This window comes from Thiomicrospira sp. WB1 (assembly GCF_001507535.1).
GTDB lineage: Bacteria > Pseudomonadota > Gammaproteobacteria > Thiomicrospirales > Thiomicrospiraceae > Hydrogenovibrio.
Map to the genome: position 1 here is coordinate 1 of NZ_LQBN01000004.1, position 21,757 is coordinate 21,757.

Annotated in this window: 20 protein-coding genes; 8 read left to right on the forward strand and 12 right to left on the reverse strand. The window is 53.4% G+C overall.

Annotation, left to right across the window (positions count from 1 at the left end; translation table 11 throughout):
• A partial coding sequence (locus AVO41_RS10890) for a hypothetical protein (RefSeq protein ID WP_235584726.1) occupies window positions 1–221 on the forward strand: 221 nt, incomplete at its 5' end.
• Window positions 222–352: 131 nt separating this feature from the next.
• Here AVO41_RS10890 and tyrS read toward each other — a convergent pair.
• Together tyrS and AVO41_RS09270 are read right to left on the reverse strand one after the other, a co-directional pair.
• Window positions 353–1,549, reverse strand: coding sequence for a tyrosine--tRNA ligase (gene tyrS / locus AVO41_RS09265; RefSeq protein ID WP_068586109.1), 1,197 nt, complete (start codon window positions 1,547–1,549; stop codon window positions 353–355).
• A 28-nt stretch (window positions 1,550–1,577) separates the two neighbouring features.
• A complete protein-coding gene (locus AVO41_RS09270) occupies window positions 1,578–2,507 on the reverse strand; it encodes a dihydroorotate dehydrogenase (protein WP_068586112.1) in 930 nt (309 codons plus the stop codon).
• A gap of 19 nt (window positions 2,508–2,526) precedes the next feature.
• On the opposite strand from AVO41_RS09270, the gene AVO41_RS09275 reads away from it, so the two are divergent.
• Window positions 2,527–3,009, forward strand: a complete 483-nt coding sequence (locus AVO41_RS09275; protein WP_068586115.1) for a tRNA (cytidine(34)-2'-O)-methyltransferase — start codon at window positions 2,527–2,529, stop codon at window positions 3,007–3,009.
• Between the two features lie 6 nt (window positions 3,010–3,015).
• Here AVO41_RS09275 and AVO41_RS09280 read toward each other — a convergent pair whose 3' ends face one another.
• The 4 genes from AVO41_RS09280 to AVO41_RS09295 all read right to left on the reverse strand — a co-directional run bounded on the left by AVO41_RS09280 (window position 3,016) and on the right by AVO41_RS09295 (window position 5,336).
• The gene (locus AVO41_RS09280; RefSeq protein ID WP_369793277.1) at window positions 3,016–4,077 is read right to left on the reverse strand and encodes an NAD(P)H-dependent glycerol-3-phosphate dehydrogenase; all 1,062 of its coding nucleotides are present in this window, start codon (window positions 4,075–4,077) and stop codon (window positions 3,016–3,018) included.
• 5 nt (window positions 4,078–4,082) lie between these two features.
• Window positions 4,083–4,532, reverse strand: a complete 450-nt coding sequence (gene secB / locus AVO41_RS09285) for a protein-export chaperone SecB (protein WP_068586119.1) — start codon at window positions 4,530–4,532, stop codon at window positions 4,083–4,085.
• Between the two features lie 91 nt (window positions 4,533–4,623).
• The gene (gene grxC, locus AVO41_RS09290; protein WP_068586122.1) at window positions 4,624–4,890 is read right to left on the reverse strand and encodes a glutaredoxin 3; all 267 of its coding nucleotides are present in this window, start codon (window positions 4,888–4,890) and stop codon (window positions 4,624–4,626) included.
• Window positions 4,887–5,336 carry a rhodanese-like domain-containing protein gene (locus AVO41_RS09295; protein WP_068586125.1) on the reverse strand — a complete coding sequence of 150 codons (450 nt, stop codon included), beginning with the start codon at window positions 5,334–5,336 and terminating at the stop codon, window positions 4,887–4,889. The genes grxC and AVO41_RS09295 overlap by 4 nt, the downstream gene beginning before the upstream one ends.
• Window positions 5,337–5,563: 227 nt before the next feature.
• Between AVO41_RS09295 and gpmI the strand changes: the two genes are divergently transcribed.
• Window positions 5,564–7,126: a 2,3-bisphosphoglycerate-independent phosphoglycerate mutase gene (gene gpmI / locus AVO41_RS09300; RefSeq protein ID WP_068586128.1), complete on the forward strand. Its 1,563-nt coding sequence runs from the start codon at window positions 5,564–5,566 to the stop codon at window positions 7,124–7,126.
• Between the two features lie 139 nt (window positions 7,127–7,265).
• Here the strand turns inward: gpmI and AVO41_RS09305 are convergent, their stop codons facing one another.
• From AVO41_RS09305 to AVO41_RS09325, 5 genes are all read right to left on the reverse strand, one after another.
• Window positions 7,266–8,561, reverse strand: coding sequence for an NAD(P)/FAD-dependent oxidoreductase (locus AVO41_RS09305; protein WP_201022876.1), 1,296 nt, complete (start codon window positions 8,559–8,561; stop codon window positions 7,266–7,268).
• A gap of 12 nt (window positions 8,562–8,573) precedes the next feature.
• A complete protein-coding gene (locus tag AVO41_RS09310; RefSeq protein WP_235584728.1) occupies window positions 8,574–8,888 on the reverse strand; it encodes a c-type cytochrome in 315 nt (104 codons plus the stop codon).
• Between the two features lie 186 nt (window positions 8,889–9,074).
• Window positions 9,075–11,060 (reverse strand): choline BCCT transporter BetT, encoded by a 1,986-nt coding sequence (betT, locus tag AVO41_RS09315; RefSeq protein ID WP_068586131.1) that lies wholly within the window; start codon window positions 11,058–11,060, stop codon window positions 9,075–9,077.
• A gap of 141 nt (window positions 11,061–11,201) precedes the next feature.
• The gene (locus tag AVO41_RS09320) at window positions 11,202–12,776 is read right to left on the reverse strand and encodes a BCCT family transporter (RefSeq protein WP_068586134.1); all 1,575 of its coding nucleotides are present in this window, start codon (window positions 12,774–12,776) and stop codon (window positions 11,202–11,204) included.
• 76 nt (window positions 12,777–12,852) lie between these two features.
• Window positions 12,853–14,025, reverse strand: a complete 1,173-nt coding sequence (locus tag AVO41_RS09325; protein ID WP_235584729.1) for a hypothetical protein — start codon at window positions 14,023–14,025, stop codon at window positions 12,853–12,855.
• 212 nt (window positions 14,026–14,237) lie between these two features.
• Here AVO41_RS09325 and AVO41_RS09330 point away from each other — a divergent pair, with 212 nt between their 5' ends.
• The 5 genes from AVO41_RS09330 (at window position 14,238) to AVO41_RS09350 (ending at window position 21,070) form a co-directional block, all read left to right on the forward strand.
• Entirely contained in the window at window positions 14,238–16,349 is a 2,112-nt protein-coding gene (locus tag AVO41_RS09330) for a BCCT family transporter (RefSeq protein ID WP_068586140.1), read from the forward strand.
• A gap of 135 nt (window positions 16,350–16,484) precedes the next feature.
• Window positions 16,485–16,976: a DsrE family protein gene (locus tag AVO41_RS09335; RefSeq protein WP_082676716.1), complete on the forward strand. Its 492-nt coding sequence runs from the start codon at window positions 16,485–16,487 to the stop codon at window positions 16,974–16,976.
• Window positions 16,977–17,091: 115 nt separating this feature from the next.
• Complete coding sequence (locus tag AVO41_RS09340) at window positions 17,092–17,703, forward strand: TRAP transporter small permease subunit (RefSeq protein ID WP_068586144.1); 612 nt, start codon at window positions 17,092–17,094, stop codon at window positions 17,701–17,703.
• A 1-nt stretch (window position 17,704) separates the two neighbouring features.
• Complete coding sequence (locus AVO41_RS09345; RefSeq protein ID WP_068586147.1) at window positions 17,705–19,081, forward strand: TRAP transporter large permease subunit; 1,377 nt, start codon at window positions 17,705–17,707, stop codon at window positions 19,079–19,081.
• A gap of 288 nt (window positions 19,082–19,369) precedes the next feature.
• Window positions 19,370–21,070: a DEAD/DEAH box helicase gene (locus tag AVO41_RS09350; RefSeq protein WP_068586150.1), complete on the forward strand. Its 1,701-nt coding sequence runs from the start codon at window positions 19,370–19,372 to the stop codon at window positions 21,068–21,070.
• A gap of 57 nt (window positions 21,071–21,127) precedes the next feature.
• On the opposite strand, the gene AVO41_RS09355 is transcribed toward AVO41_RS09350, so the two are convergent.
• The gene (locus AVO41_RS09355) at window positions 21,128–21,655 is read right to left on the reverse strand and encodes a HugZ family protein (protein ID WP_068586152.1); all 528 of its coding nucleotides are present in this window, start codon (window positions 21,653–21,655) and stop codon (window positions 21,128–21,130) included.
• Window positions 21,656–21,757: the final 102 nt, after the last annotated feature.

Sequence of the window (21,757 nt, forward strand, 5' to 3'; positions counted from 1 at the left end):
GCCTTGCCGTGTCCCTCAAGAAGCTGCGTATTCTAGTGCGATCACTCATCGCGGTCAAGCTCTTTTTTGAAGTTTTTTTGATGTTTCTGTGTCAGCCTGATGTCTCTTTAAAACACTCAATCCAACTCAGATCATCGCTTCAATCAAAAAGCCGCTCCCCTTACGGAAACGCCGCATCAGCAACGCTGAACAGGGGGCGTATTCTAGCGACTCTCGTTTAAAACGCAAGGGGTTTTTGCAGAAATTGGAAGGATATTTCACTTTAAAGCCGAGAAACGCTTTATCACGCCTTAATTTCCAACTCAAAAAGCCCTGTTTTCACCAGGCCTGGTGAAAACAGGGTCTGAACCGATCAGGCCGTGATGGTGATTCGAGCAAATTTTCGCTTGCCGACCTGATACACGTCCCCGTCGGCCGTTTCGACCAGAGCACGGGAATCGGTTAACTTTTCACCATTGCACTTGACCGCGTTCTGTTTCACCATGCGATGCCCTTCGGACGTGGACGGCACCAAGCCGGCCTCTTTCAACAGATTGGCCAGAGGCAGAGGGGCCTCCAGGGTAATTTCAGGCATTTCATCCGGGATGGCGTTTTTGCTGAAGCGCGTTTCAAAATCTTTCAAGGCTTTTTGCGCAGCGTCATCCGAATGGAAACGACCGATCAGCTCCAATGCCAGCTTGATTTTAATGTTGCGCGGATTCTCTCCATCTTCCACAGCCTGCCTGTATCCGGCAATGGTTTCCAGCGACTCCAGTGACAGCAATTCAAAATAGCGCCACATCAGTTCATCCGACACCGACATAATTTTGCCAAACATTTCATTGGGCGGTTCCTGGATGCCGATGTAATTATTCAGTGACTTGGACATCTTCTGCACCCCGTCCAGGCCTTCCAGGATCGGCATGGTCAGCGTGCACTGGGTTTTCTTACCATAATGATGCTGCAGAGTGCGCCCCATCAACAGGTTGAACTTCTGATCCGTCCCGCCCAGTTCGATGTCGGATTCAAGTGCCACGGAATCATAGCCTTGCACCAAAGGGTAGAGAAATTCGTGAATGGCAATCGGCGTTTTGGCTTCATAGCGCTGTTCAAAGTCATTACGCTCCAGCATGCGGGCCACGGTCTGTGTGGACGCCAACTGAATCATATCGGCCGCCGATAACGCATTCATCCAGTCTGAGTTAAACACCACCCGAGTTTTCTCCGGGTCCAGAATTTTAAACACCTGTTCCTTGTAGGTTTCCGCATTGGCCACTACGTCTTCTCTCGACAAAGGCGGGCGCGTCGCGGTCTTGCCAGACGGGTCGCCGATCATGGCGGTAAAGTCTCCGATCAGGAACTGGATCTCATGCCCCAGATCCTGAAACTGGCGCAATTTGTTGATCAACACCGTGTGCCCGAGATGCAGATCCGGTGCCGTGGGATCGAACCCGGCCTTGACACGTAAGGGACGTCCGCTTTTGAGCTTTTCGATCAGCTCATCTTCGACAATAATTTCTTCGGCACCGCGCTTAATCACGGCCAGTTGTTCTTCAATACTTGGTTTCATAAGGTTTGTCTTTATGGTTTATGAATCTTTAGGTGTTGAGGGTCAGGCGTCCGGTTAACTCAGTGACGCGGGTGTAACCATAGCGCTTCATATACTGACGCAAACCACGATTGATTTTTTTGACCAAAAGCGGGTCCTTGGCCAGGGCCGTCCCCACAGCCACCATCGAGGCACCGGCCAACAGGAACTCAATCGCATCTTCGGCCGAGGCGATGCCACCCAGCCCAATGACCGGCACATCGTATTGTTTGGCCACCTGATAAACCTGATGCACTTTCAACAGTGCCACTGGTTTGATTGCCGGGCCGGACAGTCCACCCTGATTATTGCCCAGTGTCGGCGTCTGAGAATGAATGTCGATCTGCATCCCCATCAGCGTATTGATGGCCGAAAGCATGTCAGCGCCGGCATCAATCACCCGACGCGCCCCTTCGGCAATGTCCGTCTGATTGGGCGAGAGCTTCACAATCAGCGGCTTGCTCGTTTCCTGACGACAGGCCTCGACCACCTGAGCGGCCATGTCCGGATCATTGCCAAACGCCGCGCCCCCTTTTTTGACATTGGGACAGGAAATATTGATCTCAATGGCCGGCAATTCGGTCTGGTCAAACATCCGCACGACTTCGGCGTAATCTTCCACTGTGGAGCCGGACACATTGATAATAAAACGCGATTCAGAAAGATCCAGCTTGGGCAAATAATCTTCAATGACGGCTTTGGCCCCCGGGTTTTGCAACCCGATTGCATTCAACAACCCGCTCGGGGACTCCATCACCCGCTCAGCCCGATTCCCGGCTCTGGGTTCCAGCGTGGTGCCTTTCAGAAACACCGCACCGGCCTCCCGATTCGAAAAACCCGAGACAAACGGGTATTCTATGCCGTAACCGGCATTGCCCGAGGCCATGGCCACGGGACTGGCAAATGTCACGCCACACAATGTTGTCGATAAATCAATCAAAGGTTATCACCCGTTTAAAATGATCCACATTATTCTATACGAACCGGAAATCCCACAGAACACTGGTGCACTGATCCGACTCAGTGCCAACATGGGGGCCCAGCTGCACCTGATACAGCCTTACGCCTTCGACCTCAGCGAGAAAAAAGTGCGCCGAGCCGGGCTTGATTACGCGGAACTGGCCCAATTGCACGAACACGCTTCCCTTTCCGAGGCGATTGAGCGCATTCAACCCAATCGGGTCTTTGCCCTCACCACCAAGGCGCATCGACTCTATACTGACCCCACATTTGAGGCGGGCGATGCGTTTTTGTTCGGGCCGGAAACGCGCGGATTGCCGCAAAGCGTGCTTGACGAGCACACGCCCGAACATCGACTCACCATCCCCATGACGCCCGGCGGCCGAAGCTTAAACCTTGCGAATGCCGCCTCCATCGTGGCTTATGAGGCCTGGCGACAACTGGCATTTGAAGGTGCCAAACCGCTTCAAACCGACATTTGAGACGGGTTAGAAAAACTCCAGCTCTGACTTCCCGGAACGCGCCATCAATGCCTGCGCGGCCGCTTCAACGGATTTACGGTTGTGGATCACCGACCAGACTTCGGCCATAATCGGCAATTCCAACTGATGGCGCTGCGCAATGTGCTTGACCGCTTCCGCGGCCTTAATACCTTCAACCACCTGGCCGATGGATTGCAGAATCCGCTGTGACCGGGCCGCGGCGTCTTCACTCCCAGCCGCCTGTGATTGCGCCAACGCCATGCCATAACGGCGATTGCGTGACTGGTCATCGGTGCACGTCAATACCAGATCGCCCAAACCGGACAACCCCATCATGGTTTCCTGGTGCCCGCCCAGCGCATTGGCCAGACGCATCATTTCCACCATCCCGCGACTGATCAGGGCCGCTCGTGCATTGGCGCCGAGGCTCAAGCCATCGGACAAGCCAGTGGCGATGGCCATAATATTTTTGTAGGCGCCCCCGATTTCCACCCCGGCCATGTCCTGCTGGGTATACATGCGAAACTGTTCATTATGAAACGCATCGGCCCAGAACTTAGCCATCTCCAAGTCACTGGAAGCCGCCACCATCGCGGTTGGCAACCCTTTGGCCACTTCACTGGCAAACGTCGGCCCGGACACAACCGTCTGTGGCGTGGTGTCGCCCAGCTCATCGGCCGCCACCTGATGCAACAGCAAACAGGTCTCCGGCTCAAACCCTTTGGTCGCCCAGGCCACCGGAACGGACGGTGCAAGCTGCGTCGAAAGGGTTTTCAAGACAGCACGAAATGCATGACTTGGTACCACCACCAACACACCCTCGGCCTGAGGCAAAACCTCGGAAAGATCACCGTGTGCCGTCAAAGAATCCGGAAACATCACCCCGGGTAAATAACGCTGATTTTCCCGTGCCTGCGCCAGCCGCTCAGCGCGGGCAGCCTGATGGTCCCAGAGATGCACGCGATGCCCTTTTCGAGCCAGATGCACGGCCAAAGCGGTGCCCCAGGCACCGGCACCCAGCACGGCGAGTGTCTGCTGTTTCGCGTTTGAAGCCTGCATCGTTGACATGAAACTTACTGTGCGGTCTGCGCATCACCTTCTTGTTGCTGCATGTGATTGGCATACATGGCATCAAAGTTCACCGGCTCCAGCAACAATTGCGGGAAGCCGCCGCGAATCACCAGATCGGACACCGCTTCACGCGCATAAGGGAACAGGGTATTGGGGCACTGTGCGCCCAAGAGATAATTCAATTCACCTTCATCGAACCCACTGATGCCAAAAATGCCAGCCTGTTCGACCTCGCACAAAAAGGCCGTTCGCTCTTCCATTTTGGTGGTGGCAGTCACGCGCACGACCACATGAAAGATGCCGTCTTCGAGTTTTTTGGATTCCACATTCAAGTCCACATCCAACTGTGGCTGGAAATCACGGGTAAACATTTCCGGCGCATTGGGCGACTCAAACGAAATGTTACGCGTGTAGATTTTCTGAATGGAAAACTGCTTTTCTTGTTCTGACATCGTGTTCATCCTGATACATGAGACAGGCCCGCATCACGTTTTGACCAGGCCTGGTTAAAAATAGAGAAAAATTCTACGACAGCGATTCAAATCACTGCGCCAACAACCGGTCCAGTTCACCCGAGTCGTCTGCCGCCTGCAAATCATCAAACCCACCGACATGGTGCTCGCCAATAAACACCTGAGGCACGGTGTTGCGACCGCTTTTTTCCTGCAAGACTTTCCAAAGGCTGCGATCGGCGCCGACATCGATTTCATCGTAGCTCAAGCCGCGCCCATCCAAAAGGCGTTTGGCCATGGTGCAAAACGGACAGGTCTGGGTGAGATAGACCACAATTTCCGGTGTTGACTCGCTCATGCTCTCTGCCTTTTCTGTTTTTTTTTGGAAACGGGCTTATTAATCGGCAATCCCGCACTTTTCCAGGCGGCAATCCCACCTTTGAGGTTATACACCTGGGAAAAACCATTCTTGGACAGTTTTTTCGCCACCGCTGCAGACCGCATGCCACTCTGGCAATACACCAACACCGGCTGGTCTTTCTGATTGGCCATATTCTGCATGGTCTGCTCAATTTCCGACGGCGTCACCAGTTTGGCCTCGCCAATAAACCCGCTCTTGTACTCGCCTTCAGAGCGCACATCCAGCAGCTTGGCGCCCTGATTATAGAGTCGCACCGCGTCGTTGGCATCGACATTATTAATGCCGGAGACCTTGTCCCCCACATAACTCCAGATCAGCATCGCCACGATCACCGCCATGGCAACAAACAGCAAAATCTGCTCTTGCACAAATTCAATAAACATTCACAAATCCTCGTCACGACCGCCATTAGACTGATGTCATTAAGACACTGGGTACGCACTCAAACCCGGTGGCGGCTTTTCGGCGCGGATGATTTTAACAGCGAAAGCCGTTACAATAAATGACATTTTTCAAACGGTCGTTTTCTGCCACTCAGTCAAACTAGGTGATCGCGGCCGGTCAGCGACACCCGCTGAACGAAATTTCTCAAAAGGAAAAAACCGCAACTATGAGTCAGTCTAAATCTTTCCCCCGACCCACCGGCCTGATTATCCTTGACGGCTGGGGACACCGTGAAGAGACCGAACACAACGCCATTGCCCAGGCCAACACCCCGAACTGGGACAAGTTCTACCAGAACCACCCTCACACCCTGATCAACACTTCCGGTATGGACGTGGGGTTACCGGACGGCCAGATGGGCAACTCCGAAGTCGGCCACATGAACCTCGGTGCCGGTCGTGTGGTGTATCAGGAACTGACCCGCATCCAGAAAGACATTGACGATGGGCGCTTTTTCCAGAACAACGCGCTGCTCAAAGCCGTGGACGCCGCCATTGATCGCGGCAAGCGCGTTCACATCCTGGGACTGCTGTCTGATGGCGGCGTGCACTCCCACATCAACCACATCAAAGCCAGCATCAAACTGGCCCATGACCGCGGTGCCAAAGTTCTGGTGCATGCCTTTACCGATGGCCGTGACACCTCGCCTCACAGTGCCATTGGTTACATCGAGGAACTCGAAGCCTACATGAAAGAACTGGGCGGCGGGCGCATCGCGTCCGTCACCGGTCGTTATTATGCACTCGACCGCGACAACCGCTGGGATCGGGTCAAGCAAGCCTATGACGTGATCACCTGTGGTGAAGCCGAATTTCAGGCCAAAAATGCAGTGGACGCGGTCAAAGCAGCTTATGACCGCAATGAGACGGATGAGTTCATTCAGGCCACCGCCATCCAACGCAAAAACGGCAAGCCTTTCAAAGTCAAAGAAGGTGATTCGGTCATCTTCATGAACTTCCGATCCGACCGGGCCCGTCAACTGACCCGGGCGTTCATCGCTGATGACTTCGGTGATTTTCATCGCTGCAAAACACCAGTTCTGTCGGCGTTTGTCACCCTGACCGAATACAAAAAGAGCTTTGAAAAATTCGGTGCTTTGGTGGCCTACCGCCCCAACAAACTGCGCAACACCTTTGGGGAATTTGTTGCCAGCAAAAACCTGAAGCAGTTGCGCATTGCCGAAACCGAAAAATACGCCCACGTCACCTTTTTCTTTAATGGCGGTGTGGAAGCGCCCAACAAAAACGAAGACCGCATTCTGGTCAACTCGCCCAAAGTTGCGACCTACGACCTGCAGCCGGAAATGAGTCTGCCGGAACTGACGGAAAAACTGGTCGCGGCGATCGCTTCCGGGGAGTACGACACCTTTATCTGTAACATCGCCAACCCCGACATGGTGGGCCACAGCGGTGACTTCAACGCCTGTGTCAAAGCCGCCGAAGCGGTGGACGAGGCACTGGGCAAAATCCTGGACGCGCTTGACGCGGCAGGCGGCCAAGCCATCGTCACCGCCGACCATGGTAATATGGAAATGCTGTTTGATGAGTCAACCGGCAAAGCGCTGACCTCTCACACCACACTGCCCGTGCCGCTGGTGTATTACGGCAAAGAAAACCGTCAACTGCGCGAGGGCGGCGCCCTGTGCGATGTAATTCCAACGCTGCTGGACATGATGCATCTGCAACCACCGGAAGAAATGACCGGCAAAAGCCTGCTCAAAAAAGGCTAAACCGTGGGATACTTTTTCACCAGGCCTGGTAAAAAGGCGTCCCTGGCCATCACACCGCCTCGGACGCCCCCTAATAAAAAAAGCCCCATCTCATCAAATTGAGAATGGGGCTTTTTTGTGCCTTGCAATCAAGTAAGGGCTATCCCCAGACTTCGTCGGTGATGCTCCGATACCAGCCACGCGTATAGTTGGCCTCAAGTTCACGCTCGCGACGCGTGGCGTCCATTTTCGACACCCCGCCGGCCGCTTCCACTTCTTGAATATTGCCCTCAACCGTGTTGTACACAGCGGCCACGGAAATGCCGTAATCCGGTGCAATCAACGAGTAACAGGTATTGACGTTTTTGGCCGCGATGGCAGGCTCACCGGCCATTTCCAGGACAATGTTAGCGGCCACAATTTTACCGTGACTGGCGGCCGAGTGCCCGGACTTGGGCATTGGTGAGGCAATGGCCGCATCCCCAATCACGTAAACGTCTTCGATCTGCTTGGACGCAAACGTCTGCTGGTCGACCGGACAGAAACCACTTTCATCGGTCAACCCCATGTCTTGCGCCAATTGCCCGGCTTTCTGTGGCGGGATGTAATTGATCACATCGCCTTCAAAATTGCCGAAAGTGGTCTCGACGACCTTGCGGTCCGCATCGATGCCGACTGCTTCGCCGCCATCCATTTTGGCGATCCACTGGATCCGGGCACCATAATTCTCTTCCCAGCCCTTCATAAACAAGGCTTGCTTGGAGAATTTATTTTTCTGATCCAAAATCAGCAGTTCCGCTTTGGGCTTGTGCTGGCTCATGTAATGCGCCACCATCGAGGCGCGCTCATACGGACCGGGCGGGCAGCGAAACGGGTTGGGCGGCGCCACCATGATGAATGTACCGTCTTCCGGCATCGCCTGCAACTGGTCACGCAGCAGCAAGGTTTGCTCCCCCGCCTTCCAGGCGTGAGGGGTTTTGGCTTCGATGTCCGAACTGGCCCCTTCGATTTCATTCCACTTGAAATCGATGCCGGGCGAGACGATCAGTTTGTCATAAACAACGGACTCTCCGCCGGCCAGTTGAATGCTTTTGGCATCTGTGTTCACAGAAGCCACCCGATCGTGAATCACCTCGATGCCGCGTTGCTTTGCGGCGTCATAGGTATGGGTGATCGTGGTCATTTCCGCTTCACCACCAATGACCCAGTTGGAACCGGGACAGGTCACATATTCCTTTTTGGGTTCGATCAGCGTGACCGCCAGATCCGGGTTATAGCGTTTGAGGTACTTGGCGGCCGAACTGCCGCCAAATCCACCGCCAACCACCACAATGTGGCCGTTCTTTTTTGAACCGTCCCCGGCGCAACCGGCGGTCAAAAGCGATGATGGCACTGCCACCCCCGCCGCAATCAGCTTTAGCAGCGAGCGGCGTTGAAAATCCATCGTTCCTTGCATGCGTTGACTCCTTTACTGTCCCTGTTTGCCGATGTATTCGGCCATCCGCTCGATTTCGTCGTCAGTGTAACCACGCGCATGACGTGGCATCACTGTGCCGTCGCGCTCACCGTCGCGATACGCTTTCATCTGCGACACAATCAGGGAAGCGGGATAATCCGCCAAAGGCGGAATGGTCGCCCCTTCAACCGCCTTGCCCTCATAACCGTGGCACGAAAAGCAGCTGTTTGCCAAAAGCTCGCCCTGAGTTACCGGCGCTTCGGCCGATGCCAGACCGGGGCTGATCGCGCAGACGGTCGCCATCAGCAGATTTTTCTTCCAACCCATACGTTCTCCTTATGCTCTGCAGGCCTGTTTTCATCAGAATATTTTGTGAAACTATAAACAATGTGTATATCAAGCACCAATCAAAGCCTTTTTGCTACGATAAGTTAATTTTATACAGGCATAAAAAAGGAAAAATTGTGCAAAAAAATCCCGCCGGAGCGGGATTCAAGGAACGTCAGAAACAAACTAACGCAACACGTGCAAAAAGTGCATATGCTTGTGATAGTGGTCAATGATGTCATTGATCATGGCCAGTTTGGACCAGCCCATCACATCATAATCCTGGCCACCTTCGCGCAGGTGCACTTCGGCTCGATAATAATGAGCCTGTTCGGACATCTGGTCTTCCGGCACTTCTTCCTGACTGAACTCCGGTTTCAGATGCGAGCGGTTGCGCACTTCATACACAAAGTCGGTTTCCTCACCATGCTTGACCACCAAGCGAGCGCGATCACGCTCCGTGTCGTGCTCAACCTCGACTTCCAGATCTTCATGGCGCAGCTCTTCAGCCACTTCTTCACAGGCTGGGACGACAATGTTTTTCACGAAACTGCGCACTTTCTCTTCCGACGGGTAACCGACAATGTTGTGCAAACGGCTTTTCCAGTTCTGCCCACCGCCTGTGGCCACCGGGGCCAGATTGGTCTGCAGAGTCTCGCGCTTGGTGATGTCCACGCGTAACGCTTTGATCAGCCCGTAAGTGGCCACCAACAACACCACAGAAAACGGCAGCGCGCTGGCAATGGTCATGGTCTGCAAGGCGCCCAAGCCACCGGCCAACAACAAAATTATGGCAATCAGACCAATGCCGATGACCCAGTACATCCGCTGCCAAAGCGGGGTATCATCCCGACCGTTGGAGCACAGCATGTTGACCACCAGCGCACCGGAATCGGCCGAGGTCACAAAGAAAATCACTACCATGATGATGGCAATGAATGAGAGCACCGAACCGAATGGAAACTGATCCAGAAAGGCAAACAGGGCCACAGCCACATCATTGGAGACGGCATCGCCCAGAGATTGCAGCCCACCGTTGAGAATCATATCGATGGCTGAATTACCAAAAAAGGTAAACCACATCATGCTGAAGCCTACGGGGACGAACAAGACGCCCATGGCAAACTCGCGAATGCTGCGCCCACGGGACACCCGAGCGATAAACAGCCCCACAAACGGTGCCCAGGCCAGCCACCAGGCCCAGTAAAAGATGGTCCAGCCACCGATCCAGTCGGTTTTTTCATACGCAAACAAATTAAACGTGACTCGAATGATGTCCGACACATACGTGCCCGCATTCTGAATCAGAGCCTGCAACAAAAAGACAGTGGAACCCAGAAACAACACCAGGAACATCAGAATAATCGCCAGGCTCATATTGAGCTCGGACAGGCGACGGATGCCTTTATCCAGCCCTGTGGCCACGGAAATCGCCGCCAAACCGGTGACGGCCGCAATCAACACAATCTGCGTGACCACATCCACCGGAATATCGAACAACGTATTCAGACCGGAGTTCATCTGCAAGACGCCATAGCCTAATGAGGTCGCGATCCCGAAGATGGTGCCAATCACCGCAAAAATATCCACAGCATGACCAATGGGCCCGTAGACTTTTTCACCGATAAATGGATAAAGCGCCGACCGCAGCGTCAACGGCAGTCCATGACGATAACTGAAAAAGGCCAGAATCAATGCCACAATCGCATAAATGGCCCAGGCGTGCAGCCCCCAGTGGAAAAACGTGATTTTCATGGCTTCACGCGCCGCGTCCACCGTACCGGATTCTGCAATCGGCGGCGACATATAGTGCATCACCGGTTCCGCTACCCCGAAAAACATCAGGCCAATGCCCATCCCGGCCGAAAACAGCATCGAAAACCAGGTGATTTTGCTGTAATCAGGGGACGCATGGTCCGGCCCAAGCTTGATGTCGCCATAGCGTGACAACCCTAAAAACGTGACCGTAATCAGAATAATGGCGACGGTCAGAACATAGAACCAGCCGCCATTATCAATGATTACGCCCTGCATATTGCTGAAGGTGGCCTCGGCATGGGTCGGCATCAGTGCGGCGTAAAGCAGCAATAGCAAGACCAAACCGGAGGCGGTGTAGAACACCGGTGGGTTTAAGCGCGCCCGGGTCTCCGGCAGATTATCTGGCACATTCATATAAATCGCCCTCTCAGTTTTTTGAGCAAGTCATTCGACTCATCCTTAGAATACAAAAAAGCCAGACCTGAAAGTACCAGGCCTGGCTTTTTTTGTTATCAAACCTCTCTATTGCAGAAAGGGATCTATTTATCAGCGACGTTATTTGTACAGCGCATTGTACTCATGTCTGAGCCCTTTCCAGACGCTGTAACACATCACAATCAATACCAGCGTAAAGGGCAGCCCGGTACTGATCGCGCCCGCCTGCAAGGCATTGAGCGCTTCACTGCCCCCGATAAACAGCAGAACACCGGCAATCATGCCTTCCAGAACAGCCCAATAAACACGTTGAGTGGATGGCACTTCCGTCTTACCGCCTGCCGTGATGGCATCAATCACCAGCGACCCCGAATCGGACGAGGTCACGAAGAAGACCAATACCAGCAAAACAGCCAATAGAGAGGTGATTTCCGCCAGCGGCAGGTTTTCCAGCATCTGGAACATCGCCAGTTCGACTTTATCAATGCCACCGGCCAATACGCCCGTGCCATTTTGAACCTGATCCAAAACCGACCCGCCGAAGGTGGACATCCAAACCAGGGTCACCAGGGTTGGGACAATCAGCACTGCGGTCAAAAATTCACGCACAGTACGCCCTTTGGAAATACGGGCAATAAACATCCCCACAAACGGTGACCAGGAAATCCACCAGGCCCAATAGAACACCGTCCAACCACTGTAGAATTTTTCGTCTTCACGCCCGATCCAGTTACTCAAACTCCAGATCTCCGTGGCATAGGTGCCTGCCGTGGAAAACAAGGTACCGATAATGGCCAGCGTCGGGCCCGCAATCAGAACAAACAGCAGCAAGACCGTGGCGGCTGACATATTAAGGTTACTCAGAATCCGTACACCGCCATCAACCCCGCGCAAAACGGAGAAGATCGCTGCCAGGGTTACCCCGACGATGACGGCAATTTGCACATTGATACCGGCTTCAATGCCAAACAAATAACCCAGACCGGCAGCGGCTTGCTGCGCCCCCAAACCAAGGGAGGTTGCCAGACCAAAAATGGTCGCCAACACCGCAAGAATGTCAATCACGTCACCCACGCGACCCCATACCAGGTCGCCGAAAACCGGATAAAAGACGGAGCGGATGGTCAATGGCAGCTTCATGTTGTAATAGAAGAAGGCCAACGCCAACCCCACGACACCGTAGATGGCCCAAGGGTGAACGCCCCAGTGGAACATGGTCGCCCCCATGGCCATGGCGGCAGCTTCCTCGGTTCTGGCTTCCACACCGAGCGGCGTGCCCCACCAGTCAGTGAAGTAAGCCACCGGTTCGGCAACGGACCAAAACATCAGTCCAATCCCCATCCCGGCCGCAAACAGCATGGAAAACCAGGACAGCGTGGAAAACTCCGGGCTGGCTTCTTTTCCACCCAGACGAATTTTTCCCATCGGGGAGGCAATTAGGAACAACGTGAATAAGACAAAGAGGTTGCCCCCCACCATAAAGAGCCAATCAAAATGGTCGATGGCGCCTTGCTTGGCAGCCCCCAACACGGTATTGGCCTGCTCGGGAACAATCAGTGTCCACATCAAAAACAACAAAATGAATAAAGACGCGGTCGCAAAGACAGGGTTATGAATGTCCATGCCCAGGATTTTTACGTTGTCCTGACCAATCTCATAATCCGTGTCCACAAACTTTTCGGGTTTATTAGACATATAAAACCTTTGGTTTGATTAAAAAAGAATAGCGAAATAAAAAACCGGCCACGCAGGCCGGTTTGTTAGGGCTTAATCAGAAGTAGAAGTCAATGGTCAGATACAAGGCATTAAACGAATCATATTCGCCAACATTCCCGTCTCTGCCTACGTAGCCATCAGAGGTCAGATACTCGGCATAGATCCAGCCGGGACCATAATTGTATTTAACACCTGGCGCATAACCATAATAAGTCTTGGAGTCATCGCCTTTCGTATCAGACTGCGCCCAAGTTGCGTCCACGTAGTATGTCCAGTTGCCTGAACTGCGCCCCAAAGTCAAAGCATAACGCGTAGACTCTTGGTCTTGCTCCATATCGGTAACGGCAACATAATCATCTGGCAGCTCACGCTTGGTTTTGATGACCTGAGCGTTCACAAAATTTTGATCAAATTTACCTTTATAATAAATTACGCCAGCAGAGTGTGAACCATCCGTCTCACGATCACCATCAACCCCACTCCAAGTCGCATCGTACTCATTTGTAAGTTGATCACTCAAATCTTGCAATTTACCTGACTGAAGCGAAAGCCCGACTTTATGACCTTCAGCTACTTCAAAATTCAAGTCACCGACAATTGTTTGTACTTTTCTGTAAGCTGCCTTAGAGCCTGCTGATGCCCCCCAATGCTTGTTATCATCCATGGTATCGGCACTGGTATAGCTCCAATCATCCTGATGATAGTAAGCCGCACTGTAGCTCAATGCATCTTTTGAACCATCCAGCTTAATCCCAACATCCATCTGGTCGCCATAACCACCGATCAGCATATCGCCGGGCCAAAAATTGGTGGTTTTCCAACCAAAAGGTACTTGGCTTTTACCAACCGTAATTTTATGGTTGTCGGAAATATCAAACCCGACCCATGCTTTGTGGATGCCAAACTCATCGCCGGTTGAGTTAAACGCCGGTTCAGTAAAGCTGCCGGGACCAACTCGAAGCTCTGCCGAATAAGACCAGATACCCTCTTCGGCCTGACCATCGGCATAAAGAATGAAGGCTTCTTCGCCAAAATTACCATTGTTTTCAGATTCATCGCCGGAAGCGACTGTGTCATTCACATTTTCGTAGTTAAACCAGACGCCGCCAGCCAGATTATTACTGGCTTGCGCGGTGGCCGCGGCTGACGTCATCAGCGCCACGGCCATGGCTTTGGTTAATGGGTTCAATCTGTTTGAGTGCATACTTTGTTTCCCCTTTTCTTTCATACTTTCTCCATAATTGGACGAACTATTACATCCTAGCAACGATAAACCGTGTTTTTCAATGCATACTGATACTTAATTACTTGTCGATCGACAAGGTTTGTATAGCTTTTTGCAAGGCGTTTTTGAACCTGGCTTTGCCCCCTGCCTCACTGGTATTTGCGCAGAAACCTTGATAGAGTGTTGAGCAATTCCAAACCAAGAGGCCCTTTTGCATGGCTCAGACCAACCAGCCTGACGCATCACTCAAATCCGCCACCACCCTTCTTCTTCCCGTTTTTATTCCTGCCGTGGCCGTTTTGGCCCTGATGATCATCGGCACCTTGAGCAATCCAGGATTGGCTGGCAAAGTCTTTTCCAGCACCCTGGCCGCCATCACTGAAAATTTCGGCTGGTTTTACATGCTGGCGGTGGCGCTGTTTTTGATTTTTATTTTTTCCGTGGCCGTTTCGCCTTGGGGCAAAATCAAGTTAGGACCGGATCACACCGAGCCGGAATACAGCTTCGGTGCTTGGTTTGCCATGCTGTTTTCGGCCGGCTATGGCATCGCGCTGCTTTTCTTCGGCGTTGCCGAACCTGTCTTGCATTATGCATCGCCGCCGAATGGCGCCCCGGAAACCTTGGATGCGGCCAAACAGGCCATGCAAATCGCCTTTTTCCACTGGGGCTTTCACATCTGGGCGATCTATGGCTTGGTCGGGCTGGTCCTCGCCTATTTTGCGTTTCGACACGGCCTGCCACTGTCCATGCGCTCCACCCTTTACCCACTCATTGGTGAGCGCATTCACGGCCCCATCGGCCATACCGTCGACACCTTTGCCATCCTCGGCACCGTCTTTGGTCTGGCCACGACCCTTGGACTGTCCGTGGCGCAAATCAATGCCGGGTTGCACTACCTGATTCCGGCGATTCCGATTGACACCAGCGTACAGGTGATGGCACTTGGGATCATCACCCTGCTCGGGATCGCCTCGGTCGTGGCCGGTATGGACAAGGGGATCAAGCGGCTGTCGCTGATCAACATCGGCTTGGCCATTGCTCTGATGACGTTTGTGTTTTTGGTCGGGCCGACGATTTTCATCCTGGAAGTCTTTTTGCAGAACACCGGCAGTTACTTGAGCGGCATCGTTGAGCGCACTTTTAACCTGCAGGCCTATACGCGTGGTGACTGGATCGGCAACTGGACGCTGTTTATTTTCGGCTGGACCATTGCCTGGGCCCCCTTCGTGGGGCTGTTTATTGCCAAAATCAGCCGTGGTCGCACCATCCGACAGTTTGTGTTCGGGGTCATGCTGGTGCCCACCTCTTTTACCTTTTTATGGTTTTCCGTTTTTGGCGACACCGCGCTCAACATGATCATGAACGAAGGCTATACCGCGCTGGTCACTCAGGTCCAGAACGACCATGCGATTGCGCTGTTCAAACTGTTTGAGCGTCTGCCACTGACCGAGGTGATTTCCACCATCACGGTGATTCTGATCATCACGTTCTTTGTCACCTCATCCGATTCCGGCTCGCTGGTCGTGGACTCGCTTGCCTCCGGTGGCGCTTACTACACGCCGGTCTGGCAGCGGGTTTTCTGGGCCTCCATGCTGGGGGTCATCGCCTCGGTGCTTTTGATCGCCGGCGGACTCAGAGCGCTGCAAACCGCCTCGATCACCTTTGCCCTGCCGTTTGCCTTTATCATGCTGGTCGCGGCCGTGGGCATGTGGCGGGCGCTGGTGATTGAGACTCACCGTGAAGCCAGCCTGCAGAGCGCCATTGCCCACAGCACCAAAAACCAGAACGGACGCAACTGGAAAGACCGCCTTTCCCATCTGATGGATTACCCATCCGAAGCCGAGGTCGGTGGGTTCATCAACAAAGTGGCGTTTGACGCCATGCAAACCGTGCGCGAAGAACTGAACAAACGAGGCTGGGACGCCGAGGTTTATTACGACGAAGAGCCCTTGAGAGTCCGCATTGAAGTGCTCAAAGAAGCCGAAATGGACTTTATTTACGAGGTGCGTCGCTGCCAGTTCACCACCCCGACCTTTGCCTACCCCGAAATCGAGCGTCAGGTGCCTAACGAGGAGCATTATTATCGGGCGGAAGTATTCCTGCGCCGAGGCGGGCAGGCCTATGACGTTTACGGCTACAGCCGCGGTGACATGATCACCGATATTCTGGATCAGTTTGAACGCTACATTCATTTTCTGCATCACTCACCGGGCCTGTTGCCCTGGCAAATGGAAATGCACGATGAACAGTTGCAGCCCACCCAGCCCAAAACGCTGGAAGAGGATATCAGCAGCGAAGAACAGCACAGGCAAAACCAAAAAAGCTAATGGTTTGACCAGGCCTGGTGATTTCTTGGGATCGGCTAGGCACAGCAACCATGCAAAGACTGTGCAAGACTGGACTTGGTCGGCGTTTGCCGCTAATCTGAATTTGTCACGTCACCCCAAATAGGAGATTGCACCATGACTTTGATTCAACGCCTGATGCCCTGGATGCTTGCGATTGTGCTGCCTTTCACATCGCTCGCTCCGGCCAACGCCGCCGATGACGGCGCCAAAGTGGTTTATCACGTCGACTTTAAAGATCCGACCCGTTATTCCGCCACCCTGACGTCCATCAACAACATCATCAACTATTACGAGTCGGAACTGATGATGCCCGAGATTCACCTGGTGTTTGTGGGCTACGGCATCCGCTTCACCACCGACGACAACCTCAAAGGCACGCCCTATGTGGCCAAAAAACCTTTACTGGAGCGTCGTGCAGAACTCAAAGGCCGCTTGGATGCGCTGGCCAATGTGCGCGGGGTCAAAGTTCATTTGTGTGACAAAACCCGCAGTGAAATCAACTTAAGCAAAGATGCACTCTATGATTTCATTGACACCACGCCTTCCGGGGTCGCCAAAATTGCCATGCTGCAAAGCGAAGGCTTTGCTTACCTGAAAATTCAATAAGCTGTACGCTTTGATCCCTTCAAAACCAGGGCCAATCCGGTTGCCGACGCATCAGCGATTGCGCCCTGTGCCCTTCTGAATTAAAATGCTTGGCATTTCATTCAGATAATGCCGTATGCCATTTTCTCTCATACAACGTATCGGGCTTCGCGCGCTGATTGCTCAGAATCGCTTTCAGACGCACCTGGGACAATTCACCGCCTGGCTTTCCCTGTCACTGGTGCTCTTATCGGCGCTGGTGGTGGTGTTGCGCTACGGCTTTGACTTTGGCAATGTGGCTCTGCAGGAAACCCTACTCTACAACCATGCCATTTTCTTTATGCTGGGCATGGCTTACACCCTGCAACAAGACGCGCATGTGCGTGTCGATGTGTTTTACAGCCGGTTTTCGAGCCGAGGCAAGGCTCGCGTCAATCTGATCGGCGCACTGGCACTGGCATTGCCCGCCATGCTCTTTCTGTTTGTGGCCAGCTTTGACTATGTCACTGGCAGCTGGGCCATTCAGGAAGGCTCCAGCGAAGCCGGTGGACTGGCCTGGTTGTATCTGCTGAAAACCTTCATTCTGATTATGGCATTTCTGATGATCAGCCAGATTCTGGCGATGGCGCTTACCAGCTTTTACTTCCTGCGTTTTTCGCCCGAACAATGCCAGCACCCATTGGCGCAGGCCGCTCTGGGCGACAGCCTGAACAATCTCGACACCCAGCACAGCAAAGAGGTGGCCTGAGATGGAATGGCTCGCACTGCTCTTGTTTGTTCTGGTTTTTGCCGCTCTGCTTTTTGGATTTCCGGTCGCCCTCACCCTGGCAGGCGTCTCGCTGCTCTTTGCCTGGGGGGCCGAGGCCATCGGGGCGTTTGACAACGCCTTTTTGCAAAGCCTGCCCAATCGGGTGTTCACCATCATGCAAAACCCGACTTTGATGGCGGTACCGCTGTTTGTGTTCATGGGCATCATGCTGGAAAAGTCGCGCATCGCTGACGAACTGCTCACCGGTTTGGACCAACTGATGCGCCAGTTTCGCGGCGGCCTCGGCCTATCAGTAATTCTGGTCGGGACGTTGCTGGCCGCCAGCACCGGCATTGTTGGCGCCACCGTTGTGACCATGGGGCTTTTGGCCCTGCCGACCATGTTACGCCAGGGCTACTGCCCCCGTCTGGCCAGTGGCACCATTTGTGCCGCCGGCACCCTGGGCCAGATCATTCCGCCTTCCATCATTCTGATCTTGCTGGGCGATGTGCTTTCCTCGGCTTATCAGGAAGCGCAACTGGCGCAAGGCATTTTCTCCCCCGAACCGATTTCGGTGGGCGACCTGTTTGTGGGCGCGCTCTTACCGGGCATGCTGCTGGTGGTGCTTTATATGACTTATGTGTTTGCACGCAGCCTGCTCAACCCAGGCGTTGCACCCGGCATGAGTGCGGCACAATTGCAAAATTCACCAGGCCTGGTCAAAAACATCCTTGTCAGTCTGGTGCCGCCGCTGCTGCTGATCCTGCTGGTACTGGGGTCGATTCTGGCCGGTTTCGCCACGCCTTCCGAAGCGGCGTCACTCGGAGCCATCGGCGCATTGATTCTGGCCGGTCTCAAGCAGAAGCTATCTCTGGAAGTCATGCAATCTGTGATGCGCGGCACGCTCAAAATCACCAGTATGATTTTTCTGATCTTCATCGGCGCGGCTTTTTTCTCTCTGGTGTTTCGTGGTCTCGGTGGCGATGACCTGATTCATGAATTGCTTTCTGACCTGCCAGGCGGCACCTTTACCGCCGTCCTGATTGTGATGGCCTTTTTATTTGTGCTGGGCTTTTTCCTGGACTTTATCGAAATCACCTACATTATTGTTCCGGTGGTCGCGCCCGTTCTGTTTATGCTGGGCGTTGACCCGATCTGGCTGGGGATTATGATCGCCATCAATCTGCAGACCGCCTTTCTGACGCCGCCGTTTGGCTTTGCCCTGTTTTACCTCAAGGGCGTGGCCCCGCCGGAGCTAAAAACCGCTGACCTGTATCGCGGTGTCTGGCCCTATATTCTTCTCCAACTGAGTGTTCTGGTCATTCTTGCCATTTGGCCGGAACTGGTCACTTGGTTACCAAGCATTATTTATGGGTAAATAAAAAACCACATCACGCGCGCATTTCCAGTACAATGCGCGCTGACTTGCATGAAGACACGAACCGTCGTGACCTCATGCAGACACACATGCCTACCTGTTCGTTTGAGTACGTATTGCATTAGCGGTTTAACCGACCGTTTCAGGGGAAGCGCAGAATGAATGCGCGACAGGGAGGCATTTTCGGACGGACACGTCCAGCCACAACCTGTCACACACCCAACCAATGCGGTGACGTTACCTTATGCATGGCCCTTATTGGCCCACTCAAATCTACAGGAATCTTTCATGACGGATCAAACTCAATCCACCCCTTCTTTTGCTGACCTCGGACTACCTCAGAATATTTTGAGCACCCTGGATAACATCGGCTACGAAACCCCTTCCGCGATTCAGGCGCAGGCCATCCCCGTGCTGCTGGAAGGCGGCGACATTCTGGGCATGGCGCAAACCGGTACCGGCAAAACCGCCGCGTTCGCATTGCCCATCCTGGCGCGCGTTGACATCAGTAACGCCAGCCCGCAAGTGCTGGTATTAGCCCCCACACGCGAACTCGCCATTCAGGTGGCCGAAGCCTTTCAAACCTTTTCCCGAGGCCTCAAGGGGCTGCATGTCCTGCCGATCTATGGCGGCTCGGACTACGGCACTCAGATTCGCGCACTCAAACGCGGCGTGCAGGTCGTTGTCGGCACACCAGGCCGGGTCATGGACCACATTAAAAAAGGCACACTGAAACTCGACGGCCTGACCAGCATGGTGCTGGACGAAGCCGATGAAATGCTGCGCATGGGCTTCATCGACGACGTCGAGTGGATTTTGAAGCATACGCCCAAGACACGCCAGATCGCGCTGTTTTCCGCCACCATGCCCAAAGAAGTGCACCGCATTGCCAACACGCACTTGCAAGATCCGACCGAAGTCATCATTAAGCAGAAAACCGCCACCGCCTCAACCATCGAACAGAAATACTGGCTGGTCAGCGGCATGCACAAACTGGATGCGCTGACCCGCATGCTGGAAGCGGACCCATTTGACGGCATGATCATTTTTGTGCGCACCAAAAACGCGACCGTGGAACTGGCCGAAAAGCTCGAAGCTCGCGGTTATGCCGCCGTCGCCCTCAACGGCGATGTGGCCCAGAACCACCGCGAACGCATCGTCTCACAATTGAAATCTGGCAAAATCGACATTCTGGTCGCCACCGATGTGGTCGCCCGCGGCCTGGATGTGGAACGCATCAGTCACGTGATCAACTACGACATCCCGCAGGACAACGAATCCTACGTACACCGCATCGGCCGTACCGGCCGTGCCGGACGCAGCGGCAAGGCCATTTTGTTCGTGGCCCCGCGCGAACGTCGCCTGCTGCGTTCCATTGAAAAAACCACCAAACAACCCATCACTGAAATGCAGTTGCCGACCGCAGCCGAAATCAATGATTCACGCGTGGAACGGTTTAAAGACAAGATCATTAATGCCGCCCAGGACCAAGGCATTGAGTTTTATCAGGAAATGATCGAATCGATTGAAAACGAACACAACATTCCCGCCATCGAACTAGCCGCCGGGCTGGCCAAATTGCTGCAAGGTGACACGCCTTTCTTCCTCAGCGAAAAGCCGATCAAGCAGACACGCGCGCCCAAGGAAGATTTCGCGCATCGCCGCAAAAGCGACCGCCCGCGCAAACCACGTCGCAACACGCCACCCAATGCGGGCATGGCGCGCTTCCGTATTGAGGTCGGTAACCAGCACGGCGTGCGCCCTGGCAACATCATCGGTTGCATCGCCAATGAAGCCGGCATCGATGGTGAATTCATTCAGAAGCTGTCGATTCAGGACAGCTTCAGCACCGTGGACCTGCCCGAAGACATGCCCAAACCCGTGTTGAACGACCTGAAAAATGCCTGGGTGTGCGGACAGAAACTCAATATCCGCCCCGACACCGGCAAAGCCAACCTCAAAAAACGGCTGAAACCGCGTAAAAGCTAAAGCCATTGCCATTTTGACCAGGCCTGGTCAAAATGGCATTTTCTCAACCGCTCTTCGTCAGGATGCTTTCATCCGACTTTGGCCATGACCGCCCTCACGCAGGTGGGTCACCTCATCCAAATGCTCACCTTCGATCCGGTATGCCTGAGCAAACCCTCTGACGTAACCCGCCGACCGTGGGGTCAACTCAAACAGGTGAAAATCTTCGAGTTTGCGCAGCATGGTAATGATGTCACCAAATTTTGTTTCCATTCGATCCAAAATCTTTTCCCAATCATCATCCGTACGAGGGACATGACGGCTGGAAGCCTTTAACGTCGCACGTTTTCGGGCGAACAGATGATTGGCTTCACCTTCTGGTTCGATGAACAACATGCCCGCTGGCTCAGATTCCATCAAATTAAAAGTATGAGCCGACAGCTCAGACACAAACACATAAAAATGACGGCCTTGGCGTAAGACAGGGGCGTAACTGGGTTCGGGTTCCATTTTTTTGTTCTGGGTGGCCAGAATCACCGATTCAAACCCATCCATGAACGCATGAAACTCTTTTGCAATCGATTGCAATGGCTTTGACTGATTCATCCGATTTCTCCTAATAAAAGTAAACGCAAACAGAAATTATTCCTATTTGCTGTTGACAGCGAAAACAATATAACAATAATGATAACGGTTATCAATCGCTTT

Coding starts and splice junctions, on each gene's coding strand:
- gpmI (WP_068586128.1), top strand. CDS start 5,564: ATGAGTCAGTCTAAATCTTTCCCCCGACCCACCGGCCTGATTATCCTT.
- AVO41_RS09305 (WP_201022876.1), bottom strand. CDS start 8,561: ATGCAAGGAACGATGGATTTTCAACGCCGCTCGCTGCTAAAGCTGATT.
- AVO41_RS09345 (WP_068586147.1), top strand. CDS start 17,705: ATGGAATGGCTCGCACTGCTCTTGTTTGTTCTGGTTTTTGCCGCTCTG.
- AVO41_RS09295 (WP_068586125.1), bottom strand. CDS start 5,336: ATGTTTATTGAATTTGTGCAAGAGCAGATTTTGCTGTTTGTTGCCATG.
- AVO41_RS09335 (WP_082676716.1), top strand. CDS start 16,485: ATGACTTTGATTCAACGCCTGATGCCCTGGATGCTTGCGATTGTGCTG.
- AVO41_RS09325 (WP_235584729.1), bottom strand. CDS start 14,025: ATGAAAGAAAAGGGGAAACAAAGTATGCACTCAAACAGATTGAACCCA.
- AVO41_RS09355 (WP_068586152.1), bottom strand. CDS start 21,655: ATGAATCAGTCAAAGCCATTGCAATCGATTGCAAAAGAGTTTCATGCG.
- AVO41_RS09275 (WP_068586115.1), top strand. CDS start 2,527: ATGATCCACATTATTCTATACGAACCGGAAATCCCACAGAACACTGGT.
- AVO41_RS09320 (WP_068586134.1), bottom strand. CDS start 12,776: ATGTCTAATAAACCCGAAAAGTTTGTGGACACGGATTATGAGATTGGT.
- AVO41_RS09340 (WP_068586144.1), top strand. CDS start 17,092: ATGCCATTTTCTCTCATACAACGTATCGGGCTTCGCGCGCTGATTGCT.
- AVO41_RS09350 (WP_068586150.1), top strand. CDS start 19,370: ATGACGGATCAAACTCAATCCACCCCTTCTTTTGCTGACCTCGGACTA.
- secB (WP_068586119.1), bottom strand. CDS start 4,532: ATGTCAGAACAAGAAAAGCAGTTTTCCATTCAGAAAATCTACACGCGT.
- grxC (WP_068586122.1), bottom strand. CDS start 4,890: ATGAGCGAGTCAACACCGGAAATTGTGGTCTATCTCACCCAGACCTGT.
- betT (WP_068586131.1), bottom strand. CDS start 11,060: ATGAATGTGCCAGATAATCTGCCGGAGACCCGGGCGCGCTTAAACCCA.
- AVO41_RS09330 (WP_068586140.1), top strand. CDS start 14,238: ATGGCTCAGACCAACCAGCCTGACGCATCACTCAAATCCGCCACCACC.
- AVO41_RS09280 (WP_369793277.1), bottom strand. CDS start 4,077: ATGTCAACGATGCAGGCTTCAAACGCGAAACAGCAGACACTCGCCGTG.
- tyrS (WP_068586109.1), bottom strand. CDS start 1,549: ATGAAACCAAGTATTGAAGAACAACTGGCCGTGATTAAGCGCGGTGCC.
- AVO41_RS09310 (WP_235584728.1), bottom strand. CDS start 8,888: ATGGGTTGGAAGAAAAATCTGCTGATGGCGACCGTCTGCGCGATCAGC.